General features: G+C 71.1%; 19 protein-coding genes and 1 pseudogene. 12 read left to right on the top strand and 8 right to left on the bottom strand.

Annotated features, from left to right (window positions below; translation table 11 throughout):
* Nucleotides 1-20: 20 nt before the first annotated feature.
* Both ACQP2Y_RS01305 and ACQP2Y_RS01300 read right to left on the bottom strand, forming a co-directional pair.
* Nucleotides 21-368: a hypothetical protein gene (locus tag ACQP2Y_RS01305; RefSeq protein ID WP_433723798.1), complete on the bottom strand. Its 348-nt coding sequence runs from the start codon at nt 366-368 to the stop codon at nt 21-23.
* A 4-nt stretch (nt 369-372) separates the two neighbouring features.
* The gene (locus ACQP2Y_RS01300; RefSeq protein WP_433723796.1) at nt 373-828 is read right to left on the bottom strand and encodes a TetR/AcrR family transcriptional regulator; all 456 of its coding nucleotides are present in this window, start codon (nt 826-828) and stop codon (nt 373-375) included.
* 112 nt (nt 829-940) lie between these two features.
* On the opposite strand from ACQP2Y_RS01300, the gene ACQP2Y_RS01295 reads away from it, so the two are divergent.
* Entirely contained in the window at nt 941-1741 is an 801-nt protein-coding gene (locus tag ACQP2Y_RS01295; protein ID WP_433723794.1) for a L,D-transpeptidase family protein, read from the top strand.
* Here ACQP2Y_RS01295 and sthA read toward each other — a convergent pair.
* Both sthA and ACQP2Y_RS01285 read right to left on the bottom strand, forming a co-directional pair.
* Nucleotides 1738-3141, bottom strand: coding sequence for a Si-specific NAD(P)(+) transhydrogenase (gene sthA / locus ACQP2Y_RS01290; RefSeq protein WP_433723792.1), 1404 nt, complete (start codon nt 3139-3141; stop codon nt 1738-1740). The two genes, ACQP2Y_RS01295 and sthA, sit on opposite strands and share 4 nt — an antisense overlap.
* Before the next feature lie 39 nt (nt 3142-3180).
* Complete coding sequence (locus ACQP2Y_RS01285; protein WP_433723790.1) at nt 3181-3753, bottom strand: hypothetical protein; 573 nt, start codon at nt 3751-3753, stop codon at nt 3181-3183.
* A 137-nt stretch (nt 3754-3890) separates the two neighbouring features.
* On the opposite strand from ACQP2Y_RS01285, the gene ACQP2Y_RS01280 reads away from it, so the two are divergent.
* Entirely contained in the window at nt 3891-4658 is a 768-nt protein-coding gene (locus ACQP2Y_RS01280) for an alpha/beta fold hydrolase (RefSeq protein ID WP_433723787.1), read from the top strand.
* Nucleotides 4659-4747: 89 nt separating this feature from the next.
* Complete coding sequence (locus tag ACQP2Y_RS01275) at nt 4748-5407, top strand: fasciclin domain-containing protein (RefSeq protein WP_433723784.1); 660 nt, start codon at nt 4748-4750, stop codon at nt 5405-5407.
* Here ACQP2Y_RS01275 and rho read toward each other — a convergent pair.
* Nucleotides 5404-6609, bottom strand: a pseudogene (gene rho / locus ACQP2Y_RS01270) (transcription termination factor Rho); the annotation flags it as partial. The gene ACQP2Y_RS01275 and the pseudogene rho overlap by 4 nt on opposite strands.
* A 335-nt stretch (nt 6610-6944) precedes the next feature.
* Nucleotides 6945-7334 carry a hypothetical protein gene (locus tag ACQP2Y_RS01265; RefSeq protein ID WP_433723782.1) on the bottom strand — a complete coding sequence of 130 codons (390 nt, stop codon included), beginning with the start codon at nt 7332-7334 and terminating at the stop codon, nt 6945-6947.
* A 104-nt stretch (nt 7335-7438) separates the two neighbouring features.
* Here ACQP2Y_RS01265 and ACQP2Y_RS01260 point away from each other — a divergent pair, with 104 nt between their 5' ends.
* Genes ACQP2Y_RS01260 through ACQP2Y_RS01220 form a run of 9 tightly spaced genes read left to right on the top strand, consistent with a single transcriptional unit; the run spans nt 7439 to nt 15929 of the window.
* The gene (locus ACQP2Y_RS01260; protein ID WP_433723780.1) at nt 7439-8869 is read left to right on the top strand and encodes a hypothetical protein; all 1431 of its coding nucleotides are present in this window, start codon (nt 7439-7441) and stop codon (nt 8867-8869) included.
* 13 nt (nt 8870-8882) lie between these two features.
* Nucleotides 8883-9209, top strand: a complete 327-nt coding sequence (locus ACQP2Y_RS01255; RefSeq protein ID WP_433723778.1) for a hypothetical protein — start codon at nt 8883-8885, stop codon at nt 9207-9209.
* A gap of 25 nt (nt 9210-9234) precedes the next feature.
* On the top strand, nt 9235-9942 hold the full coding sequence (locus ACQP2Y_RS01250) for a vWA domain-containing protein (protein ID WP_433723776.1): 708 nt from the start codon (nt 9235-9237) through the stop codon (nt 9940-9942).
* Between the two features lie 2 nt (nt 9943-9944).
* Nucleotides 9945-10922, top strand: a complete 978-nt coding sequence (locus tag ACQP2Y_RS01245; RefSeq protein WP_433723774.1) for a protein phosphatase 2C domain-containing protein — start codon at nt 9945-9947, stop codon at nt 10920-10922.
* Nucleotides 10919-11920: a hypothetical protein gene (locus ACQP2Y_RS01240; RefSeq protein WP_433723772.1), complete on the top strand. Its 1002-nt coding sequence runs from the start codon at nt 10919-10921 to the stop codon at nt 11918-11920. Before ACQP2Y_RS01245 ends, ACQP2Y_RS01240 begins: the two co-directional genes overlap by 4 nt.
* A complete protein-coding gene (locus ACQP2Y_RS01235) occupies nt 11901-12584 on the top strand; it encodes a protein DA1 (RefSeq protein WP_433723770.1) in 684 nt (227 codons plus the stop codon). The genes ACQP2Y_RS01240 and ACQP2Y_RS01235 overlap by 20 nt, the downstream gene beginning before the upstream one ends.
* Nucleotides 12581-13087 carry a hypothetical protein gene (locus tag ACQP2Y_RS01230; protein WP_433723768.1) on the top strand — a complete coding sequence of 169 codons (507 nt, stop codon included), beginning with the start codon at nt 12581-12583 and terminating at the stop codon, nt 13085-13087. Before ACQP2Y_RS01235 ends, ACQP2Y_RS01230 begins: the two co-directional genes overlap by 4 nt.
* The gene (locus tag ACQP2Y_RS01225; RefSeq protein ID WP_433723766.1) at nt 13084-14553 is read left to right on the top strand and encodes a hypothetical protein; all 1470 of its coding nucleotides are present in this window, start codon (nt 13084-13086) and stop codon (nt 14551-14553) included. The genes ACQP2Y_RS01230 and ACQP2Y_RS01225 overlap by 4 nt, the downstream gene beginning before the upstream one ends.
* Nucleotides 14550-15929 carry a DUF4407 domain-containing protein gene (locus ACQP2Y_RS01220; protein WP_433723764.1) on the top strand — a complete coding sequence of 460 codons (1380 nt, stop codon included), beginning with the start codon at nt 14550-14552 and terminating at the stop codon, nt 15927-15929. Before ACQP2Y_RS01225 ends, ACQP2Y_RS01220 begins: the two co-directional genes overlap by 4 nt.
* Nucleotides 15930-15937: 8 nt before the next feature.
* Here ACQP2Y_RS01220 and ACQP2Y_RS01215 read toward each other — a convergent pair whose 3' ends face one another.
* Together ACQP2Y_RS01215 and ACQP2Y_RS01210 are read right to left on the bottom strand one after the other, a co-directional pair.
* Nucleotides 15938-17002, bottom strand: a complete 1065-nt coding sequence (locus tag ACQP2Y_RS01215; protein ID WP_433723762.1) for a hypothetical protein — start codon at nt 17000-17002, stop codon at nt 15938-15940.
* Nucleotides 16995-19349, bottom strand: coding sequence for a glycoside hydrolase domain-containing protein (locus ACQP2Y_RS01210; RefSeq protein WP_433723760.1), 2355 nt, complete (start codon nt 19347-19349; stop codon nt 16995-16997). The genes ACQP2Y_RS01215 and ACQP2Y_RS01210 overlap by 8 nt, the downstream gene beginning before the upstream one ends.
* Nucleotides 19350-19351: the final 2 nt, after the last annotated feature.

The following is a 19351-nucleotide window of genomic DNA, read 5'->3' as shown; positions in this document are numbered from 1 at the left end:
GGCAGGACGGCCCGCGCCCGTCACAACGCGTGCTCGATCAGGTCAACTGCCGCGTGCGGATCGTCGACCTCGAGGACGAGCCGGGCGTACTCCTCGTCGTCGAGCTGGATGACGATCGCCTTGCGGGCGTCGCGCACGTCCCAGAAGATCCGCTCGCCGTCGGAGTGGAACGTCCCGGCCACGATGACGCCGGGCATGTGGGTGCCGGGCGAGCGCAGGCCCTTGGGCTCGCGCACGATGCCCGGATCGACGGTGGCGCCCCGCACGTGGCTCAGCGGGACGGTGATTCTGCTCTTGAGCGCCCAGACCTTGTTGAGCCCCTCGATCTCGACGATCAGCTCGCCGCCCTCGATGCGCACGTGTGCCATGACGTCACTCCCCCACGAATTCCGGCGCGGGCCCGGTGGCCCGCGTCCGCAGTAGCAGGCCCAGCGCCCGGTCCAGTTCGGCCCGGGCGTCCCGCAGCCGGGCCAGGGCCCGGGTCGTCTCGGCGGCGACCTCGGGGTCGACGGGCGCCCGCTCGACCAGGGCCAGCAACAGCAGCCCCAGATCCGGCCCCGCGACGGTGATCCGGCGCACCGCCTCATCAACGTCGTTCGCCGCGGCGAAGACCTCCGCGGCGACGGTGACGTCCCGGTCGACGTGCTGCCGCAGCGCGGCCAGATAGAGCCCGCGCTTGCTGCCGAACGTCTTGTAGAGGCTGCCGCGGTGCACGCCGAGGTGGCTGACCAGGTCGTCGACGCTGGTGCCGGCGAAGCTCTGCCGCCCGAACAGCGTGACCGCTGCGCGCACGACCTCGTCCTCGTCGAATCCACGCGGCCGGCCCATGTCCCCACCGTAGGCCATTTGAGAACGATCGGTCAAGAACGATCGTTCTCAAATCTGTCAGGGCCGAGCTTGACGGCGCGCCGACCGCACTGAGAAGTTTTCGCTTGTGACCATGCGAAGAGCTCTGACGTACGCGACGACGGTGGCGGCCCTCGTCACACTGGCCGCCGGGTGCGACACCGGCGGCTCCGAGCAGGCCGCGGCACCCTCCGCGCCCGCCACCGCGCCGTCGTCGGCCGGACCGGTGCCGACCGCGTCACCCAGCCCGAGCACGAGTACGAGCCCCAGCACGAAGCCCACCGCCGCCGCGCCGAAGCCGCAGAAGCTGAAGACCGGCGTCAAGGGCGCCCGGGTCGTGGCGCTGCAACAGCGCCTCACCGACCTCGGTTACTGGAACGGCAAGGCCGACGGCACCTTCGGCGGCCGGACCCAGCAGGCGGTCTACGCGCTGCAGAAGGCGGCGGGCCTGAACCGTGACGGCGTCGTCGGTCCCAAGACCCAGAAAGCCCTGGACCAGGGGGTACGGCCCAAGGCGAAGAGCACGAGCGGCCGGGTCATCGAGATCAACCTCAGGCGCCAGCTGCTGATGCTGGTCGACAACGGCACCATCAGCCACGTCTTCAACACCTCGACCGGCTCGATGGAGCACTACGAGCAGAACGGCGCGACGTTCCTGGCCGACACCCCCAGCGGCAAGTTCCGGGTGTCGCGGCAGATCGACGGCTGGCGGCACGCACCGCTGGGTCTGCTCTGGCGGCCGAAGTACTTCAACGGGGGCATCGCCGTGCACGGGGCGAACAGTGTGCCGCCGTACCCGGCGTCGCACGGCTGCGCGCGGGTGTCCATCGCCGCGATGAACTGGATGTGGACCAACGACAAGATCCCGATCGACACCCGCGTCTGGGTCTATTAGCCGTCGATCCTCGTGATGTTGCGGATCTTGTTGCTGGCGTCAAGGGCCGCCACCTTGTACGCCTCCGACAGCGTCGGGTAGTTGAACACCGCGTCGACCAGGTAGTCCACCGTGCCGCCGCAGCCCATCACGGCCTGGCCGATGTGCACGATGTCGGTCGCCGCGGTGCCGAAGACGTGCACGCCCAGCAGCCGGCCGTCGTCCGGGGAGACGAGCAGCTTCAGCATCCCGTACGAGTCGCCGACGATCTGGCCGCGGGCCAGCTCGCGATAGCGGGCGATGCCCACCTCGAAGGGGGTGGCGCTGTCGGTCAGCTCGTCCTCGGTCTTCCCGACGAAGCTGATCTCCGGGATCGTGTAGATGCCGATCGGCTGCAACTCGTGCATCTCGCGCGCCGGCTCGCCGCACGCGTGCTGGGCCGCGAGCCGACCCTGCTCCATCGACGTCGAGGCGAGCGCGGGGAAGCCGATGACGTCCCCGACCGCATAGATGTTGTCGACCGCGGTGCGGTAGTTGGTGTCCACGTCGATCCGGCCGCGCTTGTCCGCGCTCAGCCCGGCGGCCTCGAGGGCCAGGTCGTCGGTCTGCCCCTGGCGGCCGGCCGAATACATCACGGTGTCGGCGACGATCTTCTTGCCGCTCTTGAGGATGCACAGGGCGGCGGTCTGGTGCCGCTCGACGGCGGCGACCTCCTCGCCGAACCGGAACGTCACCGACAGGTCGCGCAGGTGGTACTTCAGCGACTCGACGATCTCCTCGTCGCAGAAGTCGAGCATCTTGTCGCGCCGCTCGACGACGGTGACCTTGGTGCCCAGGGCGGCGAACATGGAGGCGTACTCCATGCCGATCACCCCGGCGCCGACCACCACCATGCTGCGTGGCACGGCCTCCAGGTTGATCACGCCGTCCGAGTCGACGATGGTCCGGTCGTCGAAGTCGACGCTGTCCGGACGGGCCGGCCGAGTGCCCGCAGCGATGATGATCTTGTCGGCGCTGACCTTGGCGTCGTGCCCGGTGCCGCCGTCGAGCCAGATCGAGTGCGCGTCGGCGAAGCGGCCGGTGCCGGTGAGCATGGCGATGTGGTTGCGGGCGAGCTGGTTGCGGATGACGTCGGTCTGCCGGGTGATCACGTGCTGGGTCCGCGCCGCGAGGTCGCTGACCGTGATCTGCTCCTTGACCCGGTAGCTGCTGCCGTACAGGTCGCGCTGGCTCAGGCCGGTCAGATAGAGCACGGCCTCGCGCAGGGTCTTGGAGGGCACTGTGCCGGTGTTTATGCACACCCCGCCGAGCATGTCGCGGCGGTCGACGATGGCGACCCGCTTGCCCAGCTTGGCGGCGGCGATGGCGGCCTTCTGACCGCTGGGCCCGGAGCCCAGCACCAACAGGTCGTAGTCATACACGGGCCTCAGCGTGACAGGATCTCCCGGCCCGCGCCCGCGCTATTGCGCGTTTTCGCACATATCCTTGATCGGGATATCCATCTCCGGTGCGTGCCCGGGCGGCCAGGGCGAGCCGTAGAGCTCGGCGCACATGACCACGGTCATCCACGGCACCCACGGCCCGCGCAGCATGATCGGCTGGGCGCCCTGGAAGTAGAGGTTGACCGACCAGTCGAGCGGGTTGGGCTGGATCATGATCAGCGAGCGGAAGTCGTAGGCCGTGTCGCCGACCAGCAGCCGCTGACTGGTGACGGTCGCGGCCTGCCGCTCACCGTCGCTCCAGCCGGCCCGGGCCTCGCTGCTCTGCTCGGCGCGGTGCCCGGTGAAGAACAGCCCGCCACTGGCGAAGATGCTGCTCGAATAGTCCACCTTGGTGGAGAAGTACGCGGACACGTCGACCAGGAAGGAGCCGTACTGCTTCTCCTCGGCCTCCAGCTCGACCGTCGGTGTCACGGCGACCGGGTGACCACCCCGCTGCACATGCCGGACCAGCAGGGACATGGAACGCCATCCGGCATCCGTCTGCTCGGCGGTGTACACCCGGGTGGGCACTGTGGCGGGGTCTGAGTTCACCAGCAGAGCCTGGCACGCCGAAATGGTCGACGACCAGCGACTTCGCTCTGCCGTGAGCTGAATTGTCCGTAGCGCGGAGGTTAGCTGCCCGAACGTCCGGTGTGCGGACCCCGGTGCGGCGAACCGATGATGGGGACATGCGGCGTGTCACGGTTGAGCATCTGTCCTGTCTGGTCTCCGATGCGGACGGTCCGCCGCTGGTGCTGCTGCACGGCCTGGCCGGCAGCGCCCGGGAGCTGGCGGTGGCCCGGCCCGGACACCTGGTGATCGCCCCGGACCAGCGCGGCCACGGTCACAGCGTCCGGCGGCCGGCCGACGTCTCCCGCGCGGCGTACGTGGCCGACGTGGTCAAGGTCATAGAGGCGCTGGCCGGTGGTGGCCCGGTGACGCTGGCCGGCCAGTCGATGGGCGCCCACACCGCGATGCTGACCGCGGCATGGCACCCTGAGCTGGTCAGCCGGCTGATCATGCTGGAGGGCGGGGTCGGCGGCAGCGAGGACGACTACCCCAGCCGGCTCGGCAAGTGGTTCGCCTCCTGGCCGGTGCCGTTCCCGTCCCGTACGGCCGCGGTCGAGTTCCTGGGGGAAGGTTCCCTGGCCCGCGCCTGGGCCGAAGAACTGGAGCACCGGCCGGACGGCTACTGGCCGCGCTTCGACGCCGACATCATGGAGGCCGCCATCCGTGAGGTCGCCGCGACCGCGCAATGGGAGAGCTGGCAGCGGCTCCGCGTGCCGACACTGCTGGTCCGCGGCGCGGAGAGCCGGATCCCGGACGAGGAGGTCGCACGCATGCTCGAGCTGCGTCCCGGCGTTGAGCTGGTGACGATCCCGGACTCGGGACACGACGCCCACCTCGACCAGCCGGCCGCCTGGCAGCGGCTGCTGGGTGAATTCCTGGACCGCTGAGCGCCACGTGCATCCAGCGCCCCGATCGTGGGCGAACACCAGGAGGCGGCACTCGCCGCTGACCGGTACGGATGACGAAAGGCGTGTTGATGAACATCGCTCGACTGGCCACCCGCATCGCCGCAGGGGCCACGGCCACCGTTCTCGCCACCGCTGCTCTCGGGGCGCCCGCGCAGGCCCACGGCAAGACCAAACCGCTCGGCACCAAGTCGCTCGCCGCCGTGCTCACCGCGGACAAGAGCGGCTTCGACCGCAACTCGAAGGACTTCGACGTGCTCACCGCGGCCGTGCTGGCCGTGCTGGACGCCAAGCCCGCCAGCCCGGTCAAGGTCCTCACCGACGGTACGGTCGCCCTGACCGCCTTCGTGCCCAACGACGGTGCGTTCCGCCAGCTCGCCAAGGAGGTCAGCAAGTCCCGCAAGCTGCCCTCCGAGAAGGCGGCGTTCACCACGGTCGCCGGCCTGGGCATCAACACCGTCGAGGCGGTGCTGCTCTACCACGTCGTGCCGGGTGCCACGATCGACCGCAAGGCCGCGCTCAAGGCCGACAGGGCCAAGCTCACCACCGCCGCGGGCGCGACGGTCACCGTCGACGTCTACCGGTCCTGGTGGCGGAGCAAGAAGGTGGCGCTGATCGACGCCGACCGCAACGACCGCAACCCGCGGGTCGCCGCCTTCGACATCAACAAGGGCAACAAGCAGATCGCGCACGCCATCGACCGCGTGCTGCGCCCGGTCGACCTGCCTTAATTTCGGGTGGCGCGACGCAGGAACTCGGCGTTCGTGCTGGTCGCCTTGAGGTGGTCGAGCAACTGCCGCATGCTCTGCTTGCGGTCCTCACCACCGAGTGCCCGGCGGAGTTGGTGCATCAGGGCCAGCTCCGCCGGCGCCACCAGCGCCTCGTCGTGCCGGGTGCCCGAGCCGGTCACGTCGATCGCCGGGAACAGCCGGGACTCGGCGAGCGAACGGTCGAGCTTGAGCTCGGCGTTACCGGTGCTCTTGAACTCCTCGAAGATGACGGTGTCCATCGCCGACCCGGTGTCGACCAGCGCGGTCGCGATGATGGTCAGCGAGCCGCCGTGCTCGATGTTGCGGGCGGCGCCGAGGAAGCGCTTCGGCGGGTACAGCGCCGTGGAGTCCAGGCCACCGGACATCGTGCGGCCGCGGCCCGGCGCGGCCAGGTTGTACGACCGGCCCAGCCGGGTGATCGAGTCCAGCAGCACGACCACGTCGCGGCCGGTCTCGACCAGGCGCTTGGCCCGCTCGATGGCCAGTTCGGCCAGCGCGGTGTGATCGGTCGGCGGCCGGTCGAAGGTGGCCGCGATGACCTCGCCCTGCACCGAGCGCTGCATGTCGGTGACCTCTTCGGGCCGCTCGTCCACGAGCACGACCATCAGGTGCACTTCGGGATTGTTGTGGGTGATGGCGTTGGCGATGGCCTGCAGCACCATCGTCTTGCCGGCCTTCGGCGGCGACACGATCAGCGCGCGCTGCCCCTTGCCGATGGGCATCACCAGGTCGATGACCCGGGTGGTGAGGACGTGCGGCTCGGTCGCGAGCCGCAACCGCTCCTGCGGGTACAGGGCGGTCAGCTGGTAGAAATCGGGCCGGCGGGTGGCCCGCAGCGGGTCCTCGCCGTTGATGGTGACGACGTCCAGGGTGGCCGGCTTGCGGCCGCTCGGGACGTGCGCGATGCCGGTGACGTGGTCACCGCGGCGCAGACCGTGGCTGCGGACCTGGGCCGAGGACACCGCGATGTCGTCGGGGCCGGGCAGGTAGCCGTCGGCGCGCAGCCAGGCCTTGTCGTCGACGATGTCGAGCAGGCCGTCGACCGCGACATCGGCGCCGGGGGCGCCGGGGCCGGTGTCGGCCGGGCGGTTGCGGGGCCCGGTGCCGGCGGGCCGGCGGCGGGCACTGGTGGTACGGCGTTCGCCGGAGCGAACGTCACGCTCTGTCATGAACTACTCCTCATCTGAGGTACGCGGATACGCGTCGGCGCGGCTGCGGAAGATCGACGACAGCCCGTGCGCCGGAAAGAAAGAAACAGGGGGCCGGTGTCTGAAACTCGGCCGATTTGGGATTCCCAGGGGCGGTAGTGCCGCCTACGTCCAGGTCCCGACTGCGCTAAAGGTAGCGTGCCCCGGCCACTGCCACAAGCATCGTGGCAGGTACGGGCCGGCTGAGCCATGACCTTCATCACCTTCTCAGGCCCGGTTTCCACCTGCGCTGACTGTCGTAACCACCGGCGGCACCGGATTGTTCCGCCGAGAAGGCGGTCCGCAATCGGTCAGGCGTCGGGCCGGACGATGTCGACGCGGTCCTGCTGCGGCGCTCGTGGTTCCGGCACCGCGGGCCGTTCCAGCAGCAGGATCCACAGCCGCTCGGCGTCCGTGGTGCGGATCCCGAACGCCCGGATGAACAGGTCCAGGGTGTCGTTCGTCAGGCGGTCGTGAGTCAGCGCGCGGCGTACCCGGTCGCGGAGCTCGCGGTGGTGCACGCCCTCCGGGCGGTCCAGCTCAGCCGTCCGGGCCAGCACCTTCGCCACCGCGCTGAAGTTGATCTGTTCGCCGTGCGCGCGGCTCACCGACCGCAGCCAGACGTACCGGTACGGGCCTTCCAGCAGGCGGCGCAGCTCGGCTGTGCAGCGTCCCTGCCGCCCCGAGTCGCCCCCCGTCACGAACCGTTCCCCCGATCCTCGTGCGCCATAGCTGCGCCAGAGCGTCCCTAAGTTCTCTCTCTGCAGCTAACGAACGCATAGACGAAGGGTTCCGTGCCGGTCCCATGACCACCCCCACCACGAGCACCGGTTCGTACGCCGACCGCTACCTGTGCTCGGCCGTGCACCTCTCCGACGGGTTCGCCGGCTACGTGCTGGGCGTCCTCACCGGTGACTCGCTGGACGCGCTCGGGCCCAGCCCGGGGATGGACCTGGTGGCACTGGCCCGGCACGCCGATCTCGCCGTGACCCGGCACCGCCGGCAGCACGGCCTGCTCGCCGGGGTGCTGGCGGGCACGCTGGCCCTGGCCCTGCCGGTGCTGGTGGCCGGCGGCGAGACGGCGGCGCCACTGCTGATCATGGTGCTGCTGGGCGCCTGGATCGCCGGTTTCACGGTGCTGCTGGTGCATCGCCTCGACGGCTACCGCCGGGCGCTGGCCGTACGGGACGATCCGGCCCAGCCCCGGGACCTGGCGCCGCCGCTGGACGGGGCGACGGAGGCGTACCTGGCCTCGGTGATGACCTCGAACGTGGTGGTCTTCTCCGGCGGGGAGCCGTTCGTCGGCTCAGGCGCCCTGCTGGCCCGCTGGAAGCTCAACATCAACTGCACCCGGCCCGCGAGTGCGGGTACGGCTGTCCGCCCGTTCACCGCCGCCGACCTGCACAAGGATCTGACGCTGGCGGCCCGGCGCACCGGCATCCCCGGGCTGGACGTGCACAACCGGCTGTTCGTGGCCGGCACCGCGGCGGGCACCGTGCCGGGGCTGCATCCCGATCCGATGAACCGTCCGCTGACGACCGTGAGCTCAGCCGCGTTGCGCGCCGGGATCGTCCAGCCGCAGCCGACCACCCGTACGTATCTGTGCCTGCGCAAGGTCTCGTGGGGCGGTGACCTGGTCGTCGAGGTGTTCGTCCGGGTCGAGCGGACGGCCGCGTACCTGTTCGTCGAGCATCACGCTTTCGTGCTGCTGCCGTTGCGGGCCGAGTTGTGCGTTGCGGCGTACCTGCCCAGCAACGTGGCCTGGCGGGTGGTGCTGCGCTCGGTGACCGGCACGCTGGGGGAGCTGCTGCGCAGTCCCGGTGCTCTGCTGCGCGACGCGCGCGGCACGGCCCGCCGGGCGCGAGCCGCCAACCGGCAGCGCAAACAGGCCCGGCGCAGCCCGATCTACGACTACGGCGCCGGCAGCGGGCTGCGCTCCGACGCCGCCAGCCCGGAGCGGATCGGCCTCTTCCAGTACGCCGACGAGGACCGTGACCTGGGCATCCTGCGCCAGGCGATGCTGGAGTCGATCTTCGACTTCCTGAGCACGCACGGGATCGACACCTCCGAGTTCACCCGGCAGCAGACCAGCATCGTCAACCAGAGCATCAGCATCGGCTCGATCACCAACGGCAACACCGTGATCGGCGCGAACGGCACCGTCGTGCAGCAGCCGTCCGCCGCCGTACCGGGTCAGCCCACCGCGGCGCCGTGGGCGCCCGCGGCCATCCCGTAGCGAGGAGCCCGAGATGAACGTCGAGATCAAGCACATCAGCGGCGGCACCCAGGTCATCGGCCCGAACGGCACGGTGCACCAGTACGGCACACCCGCCGACCAGCTGACCGCCGCGATCGCTGCCCTGTTCGAGGTCGTCAACCGCAACCGCGCCGAGCTGGCCGAACCCGAACGGGTCAAGGCGGCCGCGCTGGCCCTGCGCGCCGAGGCCGGCGAACCGCGGCCACGCAAGGACCGCCTGCTCGCGCTGCTGCGGGACCTCTCCGTCGGCGCCGGTGGGGCCGGTGCCGTGGTCGGCGCCGCCCAGGGCATCGCCGAGATCGCCCAGACCCTGTCCTGAGCACCACCCGAGCCCGGAGGAAGTCATGTCCGAACAGGGAATCCTGTTGCCGTTCTACCTGGTCGTCGACGTCTCGTACTCGATGGCCGGCCGTAACATCGACGCCGCCAACGAGATCCTGCCGTCGGTGGCCGACGCGCTGGCCAAGAACCCGATCCTGGCCGACAAGATCCGTTTCGGCCTGCTCGACTTCTCCGACGACGCCCAGGTCGTCCTGCCGCTGTCCGACATGAGCGGGCAGGACTACCTGCCGAAGCTGATCGTGCGGGGCGGCACCGACTACGGCGCGGCGTTCCGGCTGCTGCGCAGTCAGTTGCAGCAGGACATCGGTCAGCTGCGGGCCGACGGCTTCAAGGTGCACCGGCCGGCGGTCTTCTTCCTCAGCGACGGCGAGCCGATGGACGGCTGGCAGAACGACTTCGCGGCGCTGACCACGTACGACAAGGAGACCGGCCAGGGCTTCAAGTGGTACCCGGTCCTCGTGCCCTGCGGCGTCGCCGATGCCAGCAAGGACATCATGCGCCAGCTCGTGCACCCGCCCGGCAAGAGCAAGCTCTACACGATGACCTCGGGCGCGGACGCGGCCGCCGCGATCAAGGCGATGGCCGAGATCCTCATCTCGTCGGTGCTGTCCTCGGGGCAGAGCGCGGTGGACGGCAACTCGGGCTTCGTACTGCCGGACAAGAGCCAGCTCCCGCCGACCATCGACGTCGACGACGACTGGCTGAGCTGACCGTGACCATCGAATCCGACGTCGACATCGCGCTGCAGGACCCGCGGGCGGTCGCCGACCCACCCGCGACCATCGGCGATCCCGGCCGGGCCCACGCCGAGGTTCGCCCGCTGCTGCGTACCGACCCGGCCCACCCACCGGACACCACGGTCGATCACGGCTCGGTCGGTGACCTGGAGATCCGCGCGGCGAGCGTCCGCGGCCTGTCGCACCGCCAGAACGGCATCCCGCGTCAGGACGCCTACGGTTTCGCGGTCACGGCGGGGCAGGACTGGCTGGTCGCGGTGGTCGCCGACGGCGTATCGGCGGGTCACCTGTCCCACGAGGCGGCCTCCTTCGTGGCGCGCCGCGGTCCGCGCGAGGTCGTGCGCCGCCTCGACCACGGTACGGAGGCAGCCGAGCTCCCGTGGCACGAGATCTTCACCGGCCTGGCCGCCACGATCCTCACCGAGGGCACCCGCAGCCTGCGCCGTTACGACCCCGAGCGGTACGCCGCAGACCCTCCCACCGAGACGGACGTCGCCGCGGCGATGGCGACGACCGCCACTTTCCTGGTCTGCGAGACCGGCTACCAACGGCACGGCCTGCGGCACGTCTACGTGGCGTGGACCGGCGACTCCCCCGCCTGGGCGATCGCGCCGGACGGCGCCTGGACCAGCCTGTCCGCCGTCAAGGGCGAGGGCGAGGAGGTCGGCAGCTCCCGGGTCGTGGCGTTGCCCAAGGTGCCCCGGGATCCCGGCGGGTTGCCGTACCAGGAACACATGCTGGACCACCGGTCCACCCTGCTGCTGATGACCGACGGGACCGGCGACCCGATCGCCGAGGCCCGCGGCGAGGTCGCCGCGCAGCTCGCCGAGTGGTGGCAGCGGCCGCCGGCCCCGCTGGCCTTCGCCGACCAGGTCGGCTTCGGCCGGCGCAGCTACGACGACGACCGCACGGTCGTGGCGATCTGGCCGGCGAGTCCGCAGGAACCACGATGAGCCCAGCCGGGCCGGGCGCCGCCACCCGTCGCCGGGGTTCGGTTCCGGTGTCGGCGCTGGGCCCGATGACCCGGCTGAACTCCGGGGCGAACGGCACGATCCACCGGCTCGACGACTTCCAGCTGGTGGACGAGCCGGGTGAGCTGGTTTTCAAGGAGTACAACCTGAGCGTCGTCCGGGCGTCGCTGGGCGGCCTGGAGAAGCTGGTCGACGTCCGGCGCAGCCTGGCCGCCCAGCGCCGGGCCGTGCTGGACGAGATGACCGTGTGGCCGCTGTGCGCGGTCGCCGGTCCGGCCGACGAACCGCTGGGCGTGCTGATGAAGCTGATCCCCGGCGGCTACTTCGAGCAGATGGCGCTGCCGTCCGGCCGCCGCGACCAGGTGCCCCGCGAGGTCCAGCACCTGATCTTCGAGGCGGCGGTGGCCCGGCGCCGCGAGGTCGACGTGCCGGCCGACGGCGATCCGCACACCCGGCTGCGCATCTGCGAGCGTTTCTCCTACATCCTGTCGATCCTGCACGGCGCCAACCTCGTTTACGGTGATGTGTCCGCCCGCAATGTCCTCTACCAGCTCCGGCCCCGGCCGGGTGTGCTGCTGGTCGACTGTGACGCGGCGCGGGTGCACGGCAGCGCCGCGGTCAACAAGCAGCAGCACAGCCCCGACTGGGATCCGCCGGAACGCGCGGGTGGCCAGAGCTTCACGACCGACCGCTACAAGCTGGCGCTGTTCGTGCTGCGCTGCCTCGTGCCCGGCAAGGGCTCGTCCCTCAACCGGGACTGGCGCAGCGCGTCGGCGGTGCTGGACACCCAGGGCCTGCGGCTGCTGAAGCTGGGCCTCGGCGCCGACCCGGCCCGGCGTCCGCTGGCCCGCGAATGGGTCTTCTACCTGCGCTCCCGGCTCGGCATCGCGGCCATGCCGGTGGTCCCCGCCGCAGTGCCGATCCGGCAGCCGCGCGAGACCGGATGGAGGCGCGGGCCGCATGGCTGGATCCCCGCCTGACCCGTACGTGTGCCGGCTGTGCGCCGCCGCCCTCGGCGACACCTGGTGGGAGACGCCGATGGGTGAGCGCGTCTGCCTCCGGCACACCGGCCCGTCCTGCCGGTCCTGTGCGGTGCCCGGCGCGGACGCCGACGGGCTCTGTCCACGCTGCGCGCGTACCGCGGTGGTGACCCAGGCCGGGGTGAAGGCGTTGCTGCCGCGGATCCGTACCGGTCTGCACGAGCTCGGCCTGCGCCTGACCACCCCGGTACGGGTACGCCTGGTCTCCACGGGCGAGATGGTGGCCATGAGCGGCGCGCCCGCTGGCACGGTGACCGGATGCACGATGTCGATCGACGCGGAGGTCGTCGACCTGGCGATCGTCGCCGGCCTGCCCGCACCGCAGTTCGGTGCCGTGGTGGCGCACGAATGCATGCACGCGTGGATGGTCCAGCGCGGCTTCGGCATCGTGGCACCGCCGATCGCCGAGGGGCTGAGCCAGTTCGCCTCCGACGGCTGGCTGGAACGGCAACGCGACCCCCGGGCCCGGCTGCTGCGCGAGGCGATCGCGCAAGACCCCGACCCTGTTTACGGCGACGGGTTCCGGCAGATCAAGGCCGCCGTACGCCGGCACGGCTTCCTGCCGGTCCTGCGCACGGTCCGCTCCGCGGGCAGGCTCCCGTGACCGGCGCCCGGCCGCCCCGGCCCCGCGCGGCGCACCGCCTGGTCGTCTTCACCGTGGACGCCGGATACTGCGACGACCCGGGCGGACGCCGGCTCGTCGGCGACGCGATCGCCCAGACCATCGCTCGGGTCGACGCCGCCCCCGGCGGTGACGACCACGGCTTCGCGGCCGTCATCTACGGCTCCGACCTGGTACGCGTCATCCCGGTCGGCACCCCGCCGCCGTGGGACCTGCGGGTGCCCTGCCCCACCGCGGCCCGCCCGGACGGCGCGACCGTCGCCCTCGCCGATCTGGCCGAGCAGTTCCTCGCCCACACCCCCGACGGGCTGCCCGGCGCAGTCGACGTGCTCGTCCTGGTTTCTCCGGGTGCCTATGTGGTCTGTCCCGACGACCTGCGCGTCCTGCTGTCCGCAGTGGACGATCCCACCGACCTCGCCGACGAGTGGTGGGCCCGGCTCGCCGAGCTGCGTTCCCGGCGGCGGCACACGGTGCTGCTGCGATGAGCACCCGGACGGTGAACGTACGCACGGTCCGGACCAGCGCCGGGCCCGGTCTGCCGATGGTCGGTGCCACGCTGGGCTTCCGGCCCCGGCCGGGCGGCGTCGGCACGTACGGATACCAGGTCCTGAGCGTGGACGGCCGGCCGGTGTCCGGGCTGCTGCTGGGCTTCCCGGTGCTCGGGGACCGGCACGCCGCCCACACCGCCGAGCTCTGCCGGCGGCTGGCCTCGTTCGCCCACCCGCTGCCGGACGGGCTGGCCGCGGCCGCGGTGTGGCACGGCACGGTGGACCTGCCCGGCCGGCCCGGCACACACGCGGTGCTCGCCCCGGACCCGTACGCCGAGGGCTATCTGCCACTGCACGAGGCGCTCACCTCCGGCCTGCTCGCGGCGGAGCCGATGCGTACCCGCTTCGAGCTGGCGTACGCGCTGGCCGCCGCGGCCGGTGACCTGGCCGGCCTCGGCGCGGTGCACGGCGGCCTGGACGCGTCCACCCTGCTGCTGCACGTCGCCGACCGCCGGGTACGGATCACCGAGGTGGAATCCGCGACGATGGCGTCGGACGCGGGCCACCTGCCGCTGGCCGTCGGGGCCGCCGCCGGTTACCTCGCGCCCGAGCTGTACGACGGCGTCGGTGAGCATCCCGAGGCCGCCACCGCCGCCGCCGATCGCTGGTCGCTGGCGGTGGCCCTGCACGAGGTGCTGACCGGGCACCATCCGTACCACTTCCTGCCGGACCTGAGCCCGGGAGTGATCGGCGGCTATCTGCGCAACCGGACCTGGCCGGAGCATCACCTGGCCGGCTCGGCGGCCTTCGCGCACCGCTATGCCGCCGCACTGCGGCTCCTGCCCGCCGAGGTGCACGACCTCTTCGCGCGTACCTTCCAGCAAGGCTGGCAGGACGGCACCGCCCGGCCCGCGGCGGGCGTTTGGGTGCACACCCTCAGCCGTTGGATCGGCGACCCGGTCATCGACGAGTTGCGGGTGGACCGCGGCTACGTGCTGAGCGGCGAGAGCGTCACCGTCTCCTGGCGTACGCGGTTCGCGCACCGGATCCTGCTCGACGGCCGGGACGCAGGGCCGGCCAACGGCAGCGTCGCGGTGCCGATCGACCGGCCCCGTCCCGTGGTGCTGCACGCCGTCGGCCCGTTCGGGGTGGCCGAGGCCCGCACCGTGCGGATCGAGGTGCTGCGGGTGCCCCAGCTCGGCGCGGTGCGGGTGCGCTTCCCGCTGTCGTTGCGATCGGGTGCGGGCGAGCCCGGGGACGCGACTTTCCGTGCGCCCGTACCGCCGCCGGCCCGGCCGCCCTCGGCGATCCCCCTGGCCGAGCGGCCCGCCCTGCCGGATCCCGTCGCGGCCCGGCTGCCCGCGGCCGCGCCGCGGTTCGCCGGCTCCGCACCACCACGCTTCCCGTCGTTCCGGCGCCCACGGAACACCGACCGCTTCAGAATCGAAAGGCACAACCCATGAACTCACCCTTGATCTGGCTGTCCGGCGCGGATCCCGAGATCCTCCGGAGCTGCCCGTACGGTGAGCGCGTCAAGTACCTGGGCCTCGGCGGCGCCGTGCTCACCACCTCGATGCTGGGCGCGCTGTCCTGCGGTTTCGCCCTGCACATGGCGATGCGGCTGCCGCTGGTCGTCTGCGTGGTGCTCGCCCTGGCCTGGGGCGTGGCGATCATGAACCTGGACCGCTGGCTCATCTCGGGCACCCAGCGCCGCGCGACCATCGGGCAGAACCTGATGCTCGCCGCGCCGCGGGTGCTGCTCGGCGTCCTGATCGGCCTGGTCGTGTCGACCCCGCTGACGCTGCGCATCTTCCAGGACGAGATCAACGCCGAACTCCAGGTCATGCAGCGTGAGGCCCAGGACATCTTCGCCCGCAAGCTGGCCACCGACGAGCGGTTCGCCCGCATCCCGCAGCTCACCGAGTCGGTGGCGGCCATGCAGGCCGACCTGGACAAGGGCGGCGACGTCAGCGGCAACCCGGCCGTCGCCAAGGCCCGCGCCGACTACGCCGCGGCCGACAAGGCGTACCAGGCCGCGGTAAACCAGGTCATCTGCGAGGACGACGGCTCGTGCGGCAGCGGCAAGGCCGGACAGGGCAAGTCGTACCAGCTCAAGAAGAACAACCGGGACCGGCTGAAGCGGGAACGGGCCGCCCAGGCCGAGGCGGTCACCCAGGCCGAGGCGGCCGCGCGCGGTACGCGTACCGGAAGCCTCGGTCAGGTCCGCACGGACCTGGAGGCCACCCGGGCCGAGCTCGCGAAGTCCATCGAGGCGCGCGACGCCGCCCAGGCGGAGTTCGCCGCCTCCGAACGCAACAACGAGGGCCTGCTGGCTCGGATGACCGCGATGAGCCGGCTGACCGACGCGAACCCGACGCTGTTCACGGCCCACCTGGTGCTGATCCTGTTCCTGACCGCCTTCGAAGTGCTGCCGGTGCTGTTCAAGATCCTGCTGAGCATCGGCAGCCCGAGCGTCTACGACCGGCTGCGCGAGCGCAAGGACGAGGCCTTCCACGACGTGGCCGCCGACGACCTGCAGGGCGGCCAGGACCTGGCCCTGTACGAAAACCAGGCCCGCCGCACCGCGGAGACCGCCTCGATCGACGCCTTCGTGCAGGAGATCGTGGACGTGCAACGTGAGGTGGCCCAGACGGTCCTGCAGGAGTGGCGCCACCAGCAGCTCAAGGCCGCCCACCAGAACCCGATGCAGTTCGTGATGCCGGCCGACGACGACGACACCCTGGTGCTCGGCGCGGGCCAGAGCGGGCCGTTCGTCAACCCGGCGCCCGCCCCGGCCCCCCGCTCACCGAACGGCTATTCGGTGCCGACCATCCCGTAGCAAACGGGTCACTGCCAGACCGAATCCGCTCTGGTGAGGGTGCTCTTGCCGGTCGATCGCTGCGCGACGGCGTCGTCCGCCGAGATCAAGCTCACGACCGGATGCTTGATCGTGGGCAGCGCCCCGGGCGGGGCCAGGCGGGTTGCCGTCAGCGTCACGTCCAGCACGTCGCCGGGCGCCAGCCGCACCGGAACCCGCCAGCGGGTCTGGTACAGCGAGCCGGTCCGCCGCGTGGCGGTCAGATCCGCGCCGCCCCGGTACGGCTTGCGGTTCAGCTCGACGGCGGTGATCCGGACGCTGGTGATCAGCTGCGGGTCGACGGAGACCGCGAACGCCGACGTGGCCCGGGCCTTGCCCGGTCCCACGCTCCGCAAGGTCACGCGGATCGGGTGGTAGTAGCCGAACTGCGCCCGATCACCCCAGCTGTGCCGGCTCCACGCGCCGTCGAGCTCGATGCCCCACGGGGTCGCGGGCCCGCCGAACGCCGACGGGCGTCCGGGCTGCAGGCGCCGTTCGGCCGGGGCGCTCTTCGCGGTCCGGCCGAGCTGGGCGGTCGGCACCGACGGCTGCCGGACGAGATCGTACGGGTAGAGCAACGGGTGCGCGGTGCCGACGACAAGCAGCAGCTCCCCTGTGGACGGCACGGCCTGCTTCAGTGTGACCGTGCTGGTGTGCAGGCCGGTCGTGGCACTGGTGACGACAGCACTGGCGGCGGTGACGAGCCGGCCGTTGCGGGTGATGACCGGTGCGCTGAGGGGTGCGTAGAGGCGCGGGTCGAACGTCACGCTCAGCTGGGCGCCGGCGGGCAGCTCGACGCCGCGCAGCACCTTCACCGCGAGCTGCCGTGGGCAGACGGCGGGGGCGGCCCCGTCACCGGAGAGCACAGCGACGGGTTGGTCGGCGACCGGCTCCAGCGTCACCTCGCTGCCCGGAGCGGCCGACGCGGGTGATCCCGGCCCGGCCAGGTCGACGACGCCGACCCCCAGCGCGACTCCGGCGACTGTCAGAACCTGGCGGCGCGAGACGCAGGGCATCATCAGGTGGCTTCCTTCCTTGTCAGGCATGTCACGCACGGGCGTACCGGACGACCAGATCCGCGAAGGCCCGTGCGACGCCCTCACGCGCCTCGGCCGGCAGGTACACCGGGGTCGGGTTCAGGAGGTCGCCGAACTGCTTCAGCCAGAACAGGTCGCGGATCCAGACGGTCGACGAGTCCCCCGGCTCGTAGAACATGCTGTTCGCGGCGGCCTTGGCGAGGTCGGCGTCGGAGTTGAAACGGCGGGCGAAGAAGCTCGCGTACCGGCTGCTCGCGGTGGCCGGGGACGCGTACGCCTGCTTGAAGAGGGTCGACAGCGGGACGTTCGGATCGGCCCGGCTCTGCTGACCGAGGACCCACGCGTCGACGTCGGCGATGTAGTCGCTGAGTGAGAGGTAGGAGTTGTCCGCCCTGGTGGCGAGGCGGTCGGCGGCGAACGCGTACGCCTGCGAGGCCGGCAGGCCGCTCTGGAACCACTGGCCCAGCACGCTCAGCGCGTCGCCGCCCCAGGTCCCGAAGTCGGCCAGATTGACCTGGCTGCGGTCGCCGGCGATGTCGTGGTTGAGCACCGACCCGAACGACGCGCCGAAGTGGTCGAGGTCGGAGTCCCAGAGATGCCTGGGATCGCGCAGCGGCCGGTCGTCGGGCCGGCCGGCGTAGCCCCGCACGAAGTCGATGAAGCCGGAATCGAGCTCCCCGAACACGGTGTCCGACCCGGTGAAGCCGAACGTGTTGGACCGCATCCGCAGCCACTGCGCGACGAGCTCCGGCGCGGATCGCTCGCTGTGCTGCTCGCGCCACTGCCCGGCGCGCGCCTCCAGCCAGATGAGCATGGTGTAGAAGCCGTCGTTCGGGTCCCGCGGCCGGGTGACGCTGTTGACCCCGAGGTCGCGTCCCGAGCTGATGTCGTTGTCGATCTCCAGCTCGCCGGGCGTACCGGCGGCCAGCAGCAGGTTCTTGATCTGGTCGAAGGCCCAGTTCTGCGGCAGCGGGAACCCGAGGTTGCCGCTGAAGCCGGTGGACATGCCGCTGACGAAGCTGCGGCTGGCCAGACCCGCGGCCTGCAACCGGATGCAGACGTTGCGGCAGCCGTACACGCCGACCGAGTAGTGGTCACCGTCGGCGGCCACGGCATCCCGTACGCCCTGGAAGTGCGGAATCACCGAGCTGCTGATCTCGCCGTCCTGGGCGTCGAAGTCGACCGAGAAGTAGATGACCGTCCCGTACGGGATGCCGAATCCGCGGGCGGCCGCGCACGCCGCGGCGCCGGCGCTGCGGCCCTGGCTGTAGGTGAAGTGCTCGACCCCGTCGCCGAACTCCTGGTAGATCGGGAAGAACGACAGCCCGCCCTCGGTGATGAGCGCGATCTCGGAATGGGTCAGCACCTTGTTGGTGCCGCCGGTCAGGTACCGCCCGACGATGGTGTGCCCGCGGTCCTTGACCGTCTTGAGCCGGGCGCCGTTGAGCGGCATCATGCAGTCGATCGCGTTGCCGAACCGTTCCGGGTCACCGGTCGAGACCAGCAACGACATCCAGGTCTGGTAGTCGCCGGCACCGGTCTCGGCCAGCATGCAGAACCGCTGGAAGACCTTGACGATGCGTTCCACCTCGGCGCTGAAGGTGCCGCCCCCGTCGCCCCAGCGGTTGCCGTAGTTGTTGAACGCCAGAGCGCACTGGAACAAGCGGACCCACCCGGTCGGCCCGTTGTCCTGGGAGCCGTTCCGCACGCCGGCCTGTGCTTGCAGACCGGCCCGGGTGCCCGGCCCGATGGCCCCGGTGACCTGGCTGTCGGTCATGCCCAGCTGGTACTGGAGCGCGTACACCAGGGCGGTCTGCACGTTGCGGGAGAAGTGCCCGTCACAGGGCCCGACGAAGAACTCGCCGCGGCCGATGTAGGACGCGTTGAGCCAGCGCTGACAGGTCTGGACGGCATCGCTGCCGTCCTCCCCGGTGAGCACGTACGCGTCCATGTTCAGCAGCGCCTTGAACACCTTGGGCGTGACGTCGCTGACGATCGTGGTGATGGGCAGACCCATGTCCCGCACGATCGCTGTCAGCCCGGTCTGCGTGTCCACGTCGAAACTGCCGTCGAGGGCGCCGCCGCTGTAGCCCTTGCAGTAGAGGGCCGCCTCGGCGATCACCCGCATCCTGGTGTTGGAGGAGCTGATCCCGACCGGGCCGTAACTGGAGAGCCGGGCGAACGTCGTCGGCCCGAAACTGTCCGACAGTGTGGTGATGCCGAGCTCGTGCTGCAGAGCCCGGGTCAGCGAGAACATGGTGTCCCAGCCTGTGCTCCCGGTCTCGTCGCACGGGTTGTAGCCCGGCACCGACCCGTACGTCTTGTTGACCCATCTCTGCGCCTGGAGAACCATCTGGTCGACCACGA

Source organism: Actinoplanes sp. CA-051413, from assembly GCF_050955795.1.
In the GTDB taxonomy this organism is placed as follows: Bacteria; Actinomycetota; Actinomycetes; order Mycobacteriales; family Micromonosporaceae; genus Actinoplanes.
The sequence above is the reverse complement of the archived record's forward strand: the minus strand, read 5'-3'. Positions and strand labels throughout refer to the sequence as shown.

Bases quoted from the DNA above. Each gene is read 5' to 3' on its own strand.
- ACQP2Y_RS01220 (WP_433723764.1), top strand. From the start codon at position 14,550: ATGAACTCACCCTTGATCTGGCTGTCCGGCGCGGATCCCGAGATCCTC.
- ACQP2Y_RS01235 (WP_433723770.1), top strand. From the start codon at position 11,901: ATGGCTGGATCCCCGCCTGACCCGTACGTGTGCCGGCTGTGCGCCGCC.
- ACQP2Y_RS01255 (WP_433723778.1), top strand. From the start codon at position 8,883: ATGAACGTCGAGATCAAGCACATCAGCGGCGGCACCCAGGTCATCGGC.
- ACQP2Y_RS01295 (WP_433723794.1), top strand. From the start codon at position 941: ATGCGAAGAGCTCTGACGTACGCGACGACGGTGGCGGCCCTCGTCACA.
- ACQP2Y_RS01240 (WP_433723772.1), top strand. From the start codon at position 10,919: ATGAGCCCAGCCGGGCCGGGCGCCGCCACCCGTCGCCGGGGTTCGGTT.
- ACQP2Y_RS01250 (WP_433723776.1), top strand. From the start codon at position 9,235: ATGTCCGAACAGGGAATCCTGTTGCCGTTCTACCTGGTCGTCGACGTC.
- ACQP2Y_RS01280 (WP_433723787.1), top strand. From the start codon at position 3,891: ATGCGGCGTGTCACGGTTGAGCATCTGTCCTGTCTGGTCTCCGATGCG.
- ACQP2Y_RS01260 (WP_433723780.1), top strand. From the start codon at position 7,439: ATGACCACCCCCACCACGAGCACCGGTTCGTACGCCGACCGCTACCTG.
- ACQP2Y_RS01300 (WP_433723796.1), bottom strand. From the start codon at position 828: ATGGGCCGGCCGCGTGGATTCGACGAGGACGAGGTCGTGCGCGCAGCG.
- ACQP2Y_RS01305 (WP_433723798.1), bottom strand. From the start codon at position 368: ATGGCACACGTGCGCATCGAGGGCGGCGAGCTGATCGTCGAGATCGAG.
- ACQP2Y_RS01275 (WP_433723784.1), top strand. From the start codon at position 4,748: ATGAACATCGCTCGACTGGCCACCCGCATCGCCGCAGGGGCCACGGCC.
- ACQP2Y_RS01225 (WP_433723766.1), top strand. From the start codon at position 13,084: ATGAGCACCCGGACGGTGAACGTACGCACGGTCCGGACCAGCGCCGGG.